Source organism: uncultured Rikenella sp. (genome assembly GCF_910577125.1).
Lineage (GTDB): Bacteria > Bacteroidota > Bacteroidia > Bacteroidales > Rikenellaceae > Rikenella.
On sequence record NZ_CAJTMN010000065.1, the window covers coordinates 1 to 11246 of the forward strand.

The window sequence follows — 11246 nt, forward strand, 5'->3', positions numbered from 1 at the left end:
TCTTCGAGCCGCAGAATCTTGTTCTTCCGTTTATTCCGAGAGGCAACGCAACTGATAACCGTGACCGCGATATGCCGTGTGACTGAGATGGAGATGCGGCATACCGAAATACAAGTACATACTATTGCTGTCGCTTCCGGCCGATGACCAACTGTATCCGTGATTACCGACGGTTAATGGAAGGCCGAATTGTCCGGTGTCACCTGTATCGCGGAAGCCCGGGGCGGGGCCGCCGATATCAGGTAGAGGCTGCCATTTCGGAGTGCCCGGAGGCCCCGTATTATTCCGAGAGGCAACGCAACTGAAAACCGTAGCCGCGAGGATTGGCGATGCTGTGGTTGAACCACGTCACGTGGAAACCTAAGTACACGCCATAGCTGTCGTTGACCGAAGTGGACCAGATGGAACCCTCTTTGCAAACGTTGTACAGGGTGCCCACGTCTCGATGGCGGTAGCCCGGGGCGGGAATTTGATTTCGCGCGCCTTGGGAAATCTTGTCAAAACGCACAAGTGCATTTTGACGATTTCCCTCTTAAGGCGTGGCGCGCGGTTCGGTTTGAGGGTACTGCGCTCGGGCCGCGCGGGCCCCACGTCCCGTGGACGGGCGAAACTGCGTTTCGCTGCGGCAGCCTCCGCCCCGTTCTCTGTTCGCGCGCCTTGGGAAATCTTGTCAAAACGCACAAGTGCATTTTGACGATTTCCCTCTTAAGGCGTCGGCGCGCGGTCGAGCTTAAAACCGGACGGAACTGCCCTCGCGCCGGGCGGGCGGTGCGTGCCGCACTCCCAATTGGCCGTGTCAGCCCAAATCTTCGCCCCGTTCTTTGTCCATCCGCCTAAAAAAACGCCCCCGGACACAATAATTCCGCGCGAAGCCTCGTTGTCCGGTCGAAACCCGCACCCCGGGCAAACCCCTCGAAAAACGATCCCCCGATGACCGAAAACCAAACCGACACGAACAACCGGCGGAGCCTCTGGTTCCCGCTGTTCAGCCTGCTGATCCTCTTCTGCGCCGCCAATATGCTCCTCGGAACGGCCGCACAACACCTCGACGGCTTCGGAAACGCCGGATTCCGCCAGTTCCTCGCCTATGTCGGCAGCTTCGCCCTCACCATCGGCTACGCACTCGCCATCAGAAGGCCTTGGGGACTCCTCATGCCCTCTTTCAGGCCCGAAAAGTGGAAACTCCACGGGCCGTTTATCCTCGTCGGAGTCATCCTCCTGTTCGCCACCGGCATCCTCCTCGCACCCATCACCGACCGCATGCCCGACACCTATACCCGGATGCTCGACGACTACCTCAGAGGCGGACTCTGGCCCATCCTCACCGCCGCCGTCGCCGCTCCGCTGCTCGAAGAGCTCCTCTTCCGAGGCATCATCCAGAAAAACCTCGTCGCACGGATCGGGCCCGGCGCGGGAATCCTCATCGGGGCCGCCGTCTTCGGAGCCATCCACTTCATCCCCCAACAGATGATCTACGCCGGCTGCGTCGGACTGATCCTCGGCTGCATCTACCACTTCACCGGTTCGCTGGGCAGCACCGTCGCCATCCACTTCATCAACAACGGCATCGCGATCCTCGCGGGCCTCGTGCCCGGAGCCGACGGCACGGGCATCGAACGACGGATCCTCGGAGGCGGAGAAGGACCCGTCTGGTACACCGCCTACGCCCTCTCGCTCGCGCTGGCGGCTGCAGCCGTACTCTATGCCGTGCGGCGCATCCGGCGCGAAAGAGCCGATTCGGCCCGGAGGGATTAGGGATTTCGCAAAAGAATCGCTATTTTTGTTCGTTCATGCGCTCTTGGGCCTTGTCCGAAAGCACACATCCGCACACCACCGTGAAACACCTCTCGACACGCACCCGCTTCGCCGGACTGCTGCTGCTCGCCGCAGCGGCAGGCACGCCGAGCTGCAACCGGCTCAAACTCTACAACGCCGATCGCGGCGAAGTCATCGCCTCGGTCGGAAACAGGAAACTCTACGCCAGCGACGTCGCCGGACTCATCGAACCGGGGCTCACGGCACGGGACAGCATCGCCGCCCTGCAGGCCATCGCCGAAAACTGGGTGCGCCGAGAGATCAAAAGCGCAGCCGCCGAAGAGGCCTTCTCGGGACAGGCCCAGGACATCGAAGCGCGGGTGGCGGAGTATCGCGGCGCCCTGCTCACCTACCGCTACGAACAGGAGTGGATCGGACAGCGGCTCGACACGGCGGTCACGGCGGAACAGATCACCGAATACTACGACTCGAACCGGAACGGATTCCGGCTCGCCGGGCCGATCGTCAAGGCCCGCATCGCAAGGATTCCGGCCGGACTCAGGCAGAGCAAGAAGCTCGAAGAGATGTTCCGATCGGAAAACGAAAACGACCGGAACGACTTCCTCAACATCTGCCACAAAAACGGCTACCGAACCGAAGACTTCAGCACCGAGTGGACGGACTTCAGCACCGTCATCCAGCACATCCCCTTCTCGCAGAGCAACTTCGACGACTTCCTCCGCACGCACCGATACTACGACGTCGAGGACGACGAATACAAATACATGCTGGCCATCGACCTCTTCCGGCCCAGCGGAGACTACTCGCCCAGAGAGCGCGAAACGGACAACATCCGCAAAATCATCCTCAACCGGAGGCGGCAGGAGCTGCTCAAACACCTCGAAGACAGCCTCTACACGGCGGCCGGAAACGACCGGCGGTTCGACATCAAAATCAGCGAATAATCAACCTTCTCCTACATGAGAATCAGACACCTTTCGACCTCACTGCTGCTGGGCGGCCTGCTGCTCGCTCCGGGCCGGCAGGCCTCGGCGGCGCCGGCAGCGGACTCGGCGGCTTACGTCATCCCGCAATCCATTGCCGACGAGGTCATTGCGATAGTGGGAAACAGCCAGATCCTCCTCTCCGACCTCGAAGAGGCCACGAACGAAATGATCCGGGCACGAGCCGTGACGGGTACCATCACCGACCGACCGGCACGCGACGAGGCGCTCGAAAACCTGCTCATCGTCAAACTCCTCTCGGAACAGGCCCGGGCCGACTCGCTCAACAAGGAGCTCCCCAGCGGACTCGAAGCGCAGATCGAAGCGCAGATCCAGCAGATGGTGCTCGAAGCGGGATCGGTCAAGGCGCTCGAAAAGAGGTTCCGGAAAGAGATCTACGCCATCAAGGACGACCTCAAAAAGGCGGCCGAAGACATGCAGCTGGCCAGCCTGATGCAGAGCGACGTGATGAAAAAGGTGACGGTGACGTATGCCGAGGTGGCGGACTTCTTCGGCAAAGTGCCGGTCGACTCGATGGAGATGATTCCCGAACAGTACGTCTACGCCCAGATCGTACGGCTGCCGCCGGCCACCGAAGAGCGTAAGTTCGAAGTGCGGCAGCGGCTGCTCGAATTCCGCCGCCGGATTCTGGCGGGCGAGAAGCTGGGGGCCTTGGCGCGGCTCTACTCGATGGATCCCAGCACGGCCCGAAACGGCGGAGAATGGGGGCCGGGGGATGCCAACCAGCTGGTCTATCCGATCGTCGAAGCGCTCGAAAACCTGAAGCCGGGCATGGTCTCGGAGGTGATCGAAACGGAGTACGGATTCCACATCGTCGAACTGATCTCGCGGCGCGACAACCTGCTGCACTTCCGACAGATCCTGCTCAAACCGCAATTCACGGTCGAAGAGACGGAACGCGAGATGAAACTCCTCGACAGCCTCGCCCAAAAGATCGGAACGGACAAAAAAGCGTTCGAAGAGGCGGTACAGCTCTACTCGATGGACGCCCAGACGAACCGCAACGGGGGGGTGATGTTCAATGCGAAGGAGGCCAAAGACCATTTCGACACGAAGTACGCCAATCCGCGCTACATGAAAGATGCGCTCGACCCGATGGACTACCGGGCGCTCGCCCGGCTGCAGCCGGGCGAAGTCTCGGCTCCGTTCGAAACGATCGACCGGGCGAACGGAAACACGCTCTACAAGATCGTGCGGCTCAACGAAGTGATTCCGACCCACACGGCGAGTCTGACGCAAGACTACGAAATCATCGAGGATGTGGCGCTCCAGGACAAGCAGAACCGGACGCTGGACAAGTGGCTCAACGAGATGATCGGCAAGATGTACGTCTGGATCGCGCCGGAGTACCGGGGGTTGAGCTTCGAGCGGAAGTGGATCAAGGAGTGACGGCATCGGGTAACCCACAGAAAGCCTGAGTTCTGCGGAACCTGAGACATAGCGCGCGAACGAAGATAGAGGATTGCGGAGCCTGAGGCGTAGCGCAGCTAACTAAAAGTCTTTTGGGTACCTTTTCTTCAGAACCGAGTAGCGTACCGAGAGCAGAGACCGCTTGCGGGATTTGCCGAGGTAGCACGAGGAAGACGAAGTCAAAAGGTACGGTTCTGTCCAGCTCGAAGCTCGACGTCGCCCGCCCGCGTAAAAGGGCATATTCTGTTGGTTGGCACTCGGCCAACCCACGAGAATGGCCGCGGGCGACTCAAATTAGGGTAGACATGGCCAGCCTTCGAGTGCCGAGCGGCACCGCGCCGACGCCTTAGGAGGCGATTCAACTGTTTCGGCTCATCGCCGAAACAGAAAATCGCCCAAGGCGCGCGATCAGAGAACGGGGTAGAGGCTGCCGCAGAAATGCGAAGCATTTCCCGTCCACGCACCCGTTGGGTGTTTTGTTAGGGTTCTCTTCGCCTTACTAAGTGGGGCCCGCGCGGCCCGAGCGCAGTTTCAGGCGAGGCAAAGCTGGACCGTCGCCCGCCCGCGTAAAGAGGGATTTCACTCGTTTTGCGATGAGCAAAATCGAGATGAAATCCCAGCGGGCGACGGTTGAAAAGCCCCGCACGCCACGCTTTAGGAGGGAAATCGTCAAAACTCGCTTGCGCGTTTTGACTGGATTTCCCAAGGCGCGCGGGAAAACCGAGTAGAGGTTGCTATTTCGGAGTGCCCGAAGGCACCGGCGGAGCGATAGCAGAGCCGCAGTGAGGCAGACACGGGGCTGTGCTTGGGGCCGAGCTTTTGCGACCCGCAGGGTCGCGCGGGCCGGACGCCTCCCCTCGGGAGGCCCGCAACACGCCGCTCACGCGTCGAGAATTGCGGTACCTCCCGGGCGCCCGACCCACAGGGTAGAGGCTGCCTTAGGGTAGACACAGCTGGGGTAGAGGCTGCCGATTGTGAGTGCGACACGCACCGTTTATTCCGAGAGGCAACGCAACTGAAAACCGCCGTCGCGATTGTACGTAGCGGAAGAGGCCATATCTGTCGTATAAAACAACAGACGTAAACCGTCCGTGATGCTGATTCCGGAAGACCAGACAGTTCCGTCGCCACCCACATTGCCCAGCACGCCCGTATTGCTGCTGCGGTAGCCCGGGGCGGGAACACCCCTCAAAAAAACAGACCCGACAAACTGCATAACACCCGACAAACCATGGACTTCGGATTTACCATCAACGCCCCACGCGCCATCTACCTCGACCGGATCGACCCCGAGCTCAGAGACCGCATCATCCGACGGGAACCCACTACCCTGCTCTGCATCGGCTGCGGAAGCTGTACCGCCACCTGCACCGCAGGACAGTTCGCCCCCTTCAGCCTCCGAAAAGTCCAGCACTGGATCAGACGAGGAGAGTACGAAACCGCGAAAAACGCACTCAAAGAGTGTATGCTCTGCGGGAAATGCCGGATGGTCTGCCCCAGAGGGGTCAATACGAGGGCCGTGGTGCATACCCTCCTCGAGATGCTGTAACCGACACCCCGGCATCCACCCGCCGGAGCGTCGCAAACAACTGACTACAAACCGACTATGCGCACGACACGATACCTGATCGGTGCATTCGCAACCCTTTTCCTCGTTCCGTTCGGCATCTCGCACGGCGGAATCGGGACAGCCACCTTTCCGGCCGGCCCCGCCGTACCGTCGCCGCAGACCCAAAACGGAGAGAGCGAAAAAGCCATCGTCAACTACTACGGCGACCTGATGGCCAAACGAGGAGCCAACGACAGCGTCCTCTACCTCAACGACCACGTCGCCTTCCACCACAACGGAGCCTTCATCCAGTGCGACAGCGCACGACGATACGACGAATTCCGAATGGAGTGCTTCGGAAACGTCATCATCAACAAAGACTCCACCTTCATCTACGGCGACCGCGCCAGCTACGACGGACACACCAACCTCGCCAAAGTCTACTCCCCGCTCCTGAAACTCGTCAACGGAGAGGCCACCATGTGGGTCTACGACGAAATGGAGTTCGACACACGAACCAACATCGGCGAATACGACCGCGGCGGAGTGATCCTCCTGCGCGACAACCTCATGGAGTCGGATCGCGGGATCTACAACGGAGACTCGGCCACCATCACCTTCGTCGGACACGTCGCCATGCGCAACACCGACTACCGGATGCGCACCGACTCGATCGGATACGACCTCAACAACGAAGTCGTTACGTTCCTCGCGAAGACCTATATCTGGGATCGGGAGCGCGACTTCCTCACCGCGGATCGGGGACAGTACGTGCGCGCGACCCAGACCTACCACTTCACGCGAAACGCCTACGCCATGACCGCCGACCAGGAGTTCTGGGCCGACACGATGGACTACGAAAGCGTCGGGAGGCGCGTGACCATGCGCCGCAACATCCAGATGCTCGACACCGCGCAGCGGGCCATCGGACTGGGCGACTTCGGCTTCTACGACGACTCGCTCGGCAACGGCATGCTGACGGCACGACCGGCCGTGATCCTCTACGACAGCGTGGCGGAGCCGGCTCCGGACTCCTCGACGCTATGGATGACCGACTCTTTGCCCCGGGCGGAACGGCCGGCACCGGACTCCACCTTTGCGCGGGCCGACACGATGTTCTTCCACACCTACGGGCCGGGGCTGTCGAAACCGGGGCTGAAACACAACGTGCCGGGAGACTCGACGACACGCACCGTTCAGATGGACAGCTTGGCGATTGCGGCTGTTGCAACGGCGGATTCAACGGCAACGGCGGTCGCGGATTCGACCGCAAGGACAGTGGCGGATTCGACCACAGCGGCGGGCAGGATCCGGCGGGCGGCGGCGATCGGAGCCGAAGAGCCGCCGATGCCGGAAGCACCGGACTCGACCGTCGGCCTCGGGATCGACTCGACCCGCTTATTGCCCGATTCATCGGGGACGGCACCGCGAAAAGACTCGCTCGAACGGGTCGTCCGCGGACGGCATCACGTCAAACTGTGGCGGACGGACGTGCAGGGCGTCTGCGACTCGCTGACAGCCTACTCGGTGGACTCGATGGCGATTCTCTACGGCCGGCCGATTATCTGGAACGGCGACAACCAGCTCACGGCGGATCGCATCGAGCTCTTCAGCCGCGACGGCGAGATCGACTACGCCGAATTCATCGGCTCGCCGTTCATCACCCAGAAGGCCGAGCACTCCGACACGCTCTTCAACCAGGCCGAGGGGCGATTCCTGCAGGCGTGGTTCCGCGAGAACGAGATTCATCGGGCCATCATGACCGGGAACGTCATCAACTACTACTTCACGGGACAGGACAGCCTGCCGCCGGACGAGATGTACGTCGTCTCGTCCGCCAGCCTCACCATCGACTTCGAAGACCAGGAGCCGGTGAACTTCAACTGGGGCGGCGCGGGCGACGGATACGTCGACCCGCTGGACAAAGTGCCGGCCGGTCAGTCGCTGCAGCTCAAGGGATTCAGCTGGGAACCGGAACGGAAACCGACCGGACGGTACGACATCACCGACCGGTCGGTGCGGCCCTCGCAGCGGCGCGAGGCGGAGGGGTATGCCCAGCCGGCCTTCCCGATCGAAGAACGGTTCCGGCAGACGCGCCAGCGGCTGATCGAAAGCGGCACCTGGCGGGATCGCAGCGAGCCGCTCTGGGTGACGATCGACCTCTTCAACACCTCCACCCTGCTCTACCAATAGAACCATTTAACATATTGACCATGAAATTTTTACATATCGCCCTCCTGTTCTGGGCCGTCGGCGGAACCACGCTCGCCGGCATCGCCGCACCGGCTGGCGCTTCGCCGAAACCCGGAAAAGAGTACCGACGCGGACTCGAAGCCATCACCCGCCGGAATGCCGAAGCCTCGCTGCGTTTTCTGGCCTCGGACGAGATGGGCGGACGGCTCGCCGGATCGGTCGAAGGGCGGATCGCCGGGCAATACATCGTCTCGGAGCTGGAACAGATGGGATACGGCCAACAGATTACCCGCCAACCGTTTACGGGCAGAAAAGGCGAGGCATTGCGGAATATTCTGGTCAAGATTCCGGGGCGGGATACCGTACGGCAGGTGATCGTCGGCGCACATTACGACCACGAGGGGCGGCGCGACGGACGCGTCTTTCCGGGTGCGGACGACAACGCCAGCGGCGTGACGGTGCTCCTGGAGCTGGCCCGGGCCGCTGCGGCGACGCGAACCCAGCCGGAACACACGCTGATCCTCGCCTTCTGGGACGGCGAAGAGCGCGGCCTGCAGGGGTCGCGGCACTACGTCTCGCGGCTGGGGGCGGACACAGCGCGGATCGACTGCTACATCAACTTCGACATGGTGGGACGCAACACGGACGAGGCTCGGCCGCGCCTGTTCCGCTACTTCTACACGGCCGACCGGCCGGAGCTGAAGGCTTGGTACGCCGAATCGGTCCAGGCGGGCGGGCTGACGGAGCTGGAGGCGGACTTCCGTCCGTGCGACCGGACGATCGGTGGGAGCGACAACATGTCGTTCGCCCGCGCCGGGATTCCGATCGCGTGGTACCACACGGACGGGCACCCGGACTACAACACGCCGAACGACACGCCGGATCGGATCAACTATCCGAAACTGCTGGACATCGCCCGTTCGGCCTGGTACCTGATCTGGCGGATGGCTTACGTGGAGTAACACTCCTCGCCGGGCGGGCGTTTTCCGCACTCGGGCCTCCAGCGGGTCGGACGTGAAAAGTCGGGTGCGAAAAAAGAAGGCATAGGGTTTGGAAATTCGAAACGAATCCTTATCTTTGCACCGTCTTTCCGACGAGAAGTTCTCGGAAGACGACATTTCGGCGAGGTAGCTCAGCTGGTTAGAGCGCATGATTCATAATCATGAGGTCGAGAGTTCAAGTCTCTCTCTCGCTACTTGATCTTCAAAGGGTTGCGAATCGTTTCGCAACCCTTTTTCGTTGGGCGGAACCCAAACCGCCCGTCCGTCCCGGAAAAATCCGCTCTCAACCGACGATCTCCACGAGATTAATACGATATTTCATTAAATTTGTAACAGGTTCAATCAAACTGAAACAAGGAGGCCTGCGGATGAAACGATCCGGAAAATACGACATAATCATCTCTCTGGCGGTCGGATGCGTCGGCGGATGGCTGATGGAAAGCTGCGGCTCGCCGGCCCAAAAACTGCGCTCGGCGGCCGAAACCACCGGAAATCCGGAGATGTGCCGGGTGGCGGAACACTATGCCGATGACCCGCTGCGGGCGCAGGCGGCGACGTTCCTCATCGAAAACCTCCGCGGACACTACACCCGGACGTTCGACCTCGTGGAGCGAAAAACGGGCGAAAAAACGGACTATTCGCTCTTCCGGACGGAAATCACCGCACGCAATTATCGCGCCTGGCTCGACTCGCTCGGGCTGGCGGTCAGGCCGCGCACGGAGAGCGATCTCGAGACGATGACGGCCGAATACCTGATCCGGAACATCGACCTGGCATTCGACGCCAGGGAGCGGTATCCGTGGGCGCGGCACTACGCCGACTCCGTCTTTCTGCGCTATGTGCTCCCCTACCGGATCGACGCCGAGGAGCTCACGGACTGGCGGACGTTCTTCCGCGAGCGCTACGAACCGATGGTCGACACGATGGCGGGCCGAAAAGACATACGCGGCGTGGCACGGCTGATTATCAGGGATGTACGGAGCTGGTTCGGGTTCCATCCGGAGGCGTTGATGCTCAAACCGGCTTTCACGCCCGAAGAGGCGATGGCGTGCGGACGGGGCGAGTGCAACTCGGCGGCGGACATCTTCGTGCTGGCGCTGAGGGCGATGGGGATTGCGGCGACGAAGGACATGATTCCGGTGTGGGGGACGTCGGACGGGGGGCATGTCGAGGCGGTCTATTTCGACGAGGAGGGCAATCCGGTGATGCTCGACACGGGGGAGTGGCTGGCGGCGGGGCCGCCGAGGATCTACCGCATGGAGTTCGAACCGTCGGCGAAGGCGGCCGAACGGTTCGGACAGCCGTATTTCCGGGCGGTGACGGCGCAATACATCGCGACTTCAGACCTGAAGATAGCGTTCGACTCGGCAGCGAAGGCGGGCGAGCGGGCGGCGCTGGCGGTCTTCAGCAACGAGCGCTGGATGCCGGCGGTGGCGGCTGAAAATGTGGATTCGGCAGGAGTGGCGGTTTTCAACGAAATCGGACGGGGGATTCTCTACCTGCCGGTGCTGGCGGGCGAGCGGTCGGTTCGTCCGGCGGGGAGGCCGTTCCGGCTCGACCCGAGGGGAAATATCCAATACCACGGCGAACCGGACACGACGCGGTCGGTCGCGATGGATCTCACGCCGCTGATCCGGCTGCGGGATCTCGACACGCTGGATGCCGGGCGGCTGTATGTGGCGTACTGGAGGCCGTCGGGATGGCAGCGGGTAGATGCGGAGATCCGCAAGTCGCGCTCGGGGGCGGACGGAAGCCCGGTCTATAGGGTGGAGGGGGTTCCGGCGGAGGGGATTTACGGCCTCTTCGACAAAACCACGGGACGGACGTACCATCGCCGCATCTTCCGAAACAGCCGAGGCGAGGTCCGCAGGTTCTGATCCGCACTGGCTGTGACAGGTCGCGGCGTTCGGGCATTCGGGGGGATGCGCAAACCCCGCCCCGGGCAACCGCTATGCGAAGTCTGGGATACCGGGCGTCGTCGGTAATTTCTGCTTCATCTGGTCTCCCACAGTCAAAGACGGCGACGGCGTGCACTTGAACTTCGACATGACGAATCTCAATCCGAGCAATGAGGCGTACCGTGCCTACAGTCTTCAGTTGCGTTGCCTCTCGGAATAAACGGGGGCGAGAGGCACGCGAAAACTACCAGCCTCTACCCCTACAGGCCTGCCCCAGGCTACCTGCATTCTCTACCCCTCAGCCTCTATCCTATTTTAGTTTGACTTTAGCGGCCGGAGCCAGCGTGGACGCAACGAGTAGCGCGAGGTTGCGGCCCTACGCCGGGGGTGGCTCCGGCCCGCGCGGCTCTGCGAG

Annotated in this window: 9 protein-coding genes and 1 tRNA gene; 8 read left to right on the plus strand and 2 right to left on the minus strand. The window is 61.7% G+C overall.

Annotated elements, in window-relative coordinates; genetic code table 11:
• Positions 1–280: 280 nt before the first annotated feature.
• The gene (locus tag QZ292_RS07400) at positions 281–439 is read right to left on the minus strand and encodes a hypothetical protein (protein ID WP_294600028.1); all 159 of its coding nucleotides are present in this window, start codon (positions 437–439) and stop codon (positions 281–283) included.
• A 491-nt stretch (positions 440–930) separates the two neighbouring features.
• On the opposite strand from QZ292_RS07400, the gene QZ292_RS07405 reads away from it, so the two are divergent.
• The 3 genes from QZ292_RS07405 to QZ292_RS07415 are packed head-to-tail and all read left to right on the plus strand — an operon-like array spanning position 931 to position 4169.
• Positions 931–1755, plus strand: coding sequence for a type II CAAX endopeptidase family protein (locus QZ292_RS07405; RefSeq protein ID WP_294600031.1), 825 nt, complete (start codon positions 931–933; stop codon positions 1753–1755).
• Between the two features lie 35 nt (positions 1756–1790).
• Positions 1791–2720, plus strand: coding sequence for a hypothetical protein (locus QZ292_RS07410; RefSeq protein ID WP_294600033.1), 930 nt, complete (start codon positions 1791–1793; stop codon positions 2718–2720).
• A 15-nt stretch (positions 2721–2735) separates the two neighbouring features.
• Entirely contained in the window at positions 2736–4169 is a 1434-nt protein-coding gene (locus QZ292_RS07415; RefSeq protein ID WP_294600036.1) for a peptidylprolyl isomerase, read from the plus strand.
• A gap of 1015 nt (positions 4170–5184) precedes the next feature.
• Here QZ292_RS07415 and QZ292_RS07420 read toward each other — a convergent pair.
• A complete protein-coding gene (locus QZ292_RS07420) occupies positions 5185–5418 on the minus strand; it encodes a hypothetical protein (protein WP_294600039.1) in 234 nt (77 codons plus the stop codon).
• A gap of 3 nt (positions 5419–5421) precedes the next feature.
• Between QZ292_RS07420 and QZ292_RS07425 the strand changes: the two genes are divergently transcribed.
• From QZ292_RS07425 to QZ292_RS07445, 5 genes are all read left to right on the plus strand, one after another.
• The gene (locus tag QZ292_RS07425; protein ID WP_294600041.1) at positions 5422–5739 is read left to right on the plus strand and encodes a 4Fe-4S dicluster domain-containing protein; all 318 of its coding nucleotides are present in this window, start codon (positions 5422–5424) and stop codon (positions 5737–5739) included.
• A 57-nt stretch (positions 5740–5796) separates the two neighbouring features.
• Positions 5797–7932 carry an OstA-like protein gene (locus QZ292_RS07430; protein WP_294600044.1) on the plus strand — a complete coding sequence of 712 codons (2136 nt, stop codon included), beginning with the start codon at positions 5797–5799 and terminating at the stop codon, positions 7930–7932.
• 20 nt (positions 7933–7952) lie between these two features.
• On the plus strand, positions 7953–8894 hold the full coding sequence (locus QZ292_RS07435) for a M20/M25/M40 family metallo-hydrolase (RefSeq protein WP_294600047.1): 942 nt from the start codon (positions 7953–7955) through the stop codon (positions 8892–8894).
• Between the two features lie 159 nt (positions 8895–9053).
• Positions 9054–9127 (plus strand) — tRNA-Met (locus QZ292_RS07440).
• Positions 9128–9301: 174 nt separating this feature from the next.
• Positions 9302–10810: a hypothetical protein gene (locus tag QZ292_RS07445; protein ID WP_294600051.1), complete on the plus strand. Its 1509-nt coding sequence runs from the start codon at positions 9302–9304 to the stop codon at positions 10808–10810.
• Positions 10811–11246: the final 436 nt, after the last annotated feature.

Excerpts from the sequence above, each read along its gene's own strand:
- QZ292_RS07405 (WP_294600031.1), top strand. The coding sequence starts at position 931 with ATGACCGAAAACCAAACCGACACGAACAACCGGCGGAGCCTCTGGTTC.
- QZ292_RS07445 (WP_294600051.1), top strand. The coding sequence starts at position 9,302 with ATGAAACGATCCGGAAAATACGACATAATCATCTCTCTGGCGGTCGGA.
- QZ292_RS07425 (WP_294600041.1), top strand. The coding sequence starts at position 5,422 with ATGGACTTCGGATTTACCATCAACGCCCCACGCGCCATCTACCTCGAC.
- QZ292_RS07410 (WP_294600033.1), top strand. The coding sequence starts at position 1,791 with ATGCGCTCTTGGGCCTTGTCCGAAAGCACACATCCGCACACCACCGTG.
- QZ292_RS07430 (WP_294600044.1), top strand. The coding sequence starts at position 5,797 with ATGCGCACGACACGATACCTGATCGGTGCATTCGCAACCCTTTTCCTC.
- QZ292_RS07415 (WP_294600036.1), top strand. The coding sequence starts at position 2,736 with ATGAGAATCAGACACCTTTCGACCTCACTGCTGCTGGGCGGCCTGCTG.
- QZ292_RS07435 (WP_294600047.1), top strand. The coding sequence starts at position 7,953 with ATGAAATTTTTACATATCGCCCTCCTGTTCTGGGCCGTCGGCGGAACC.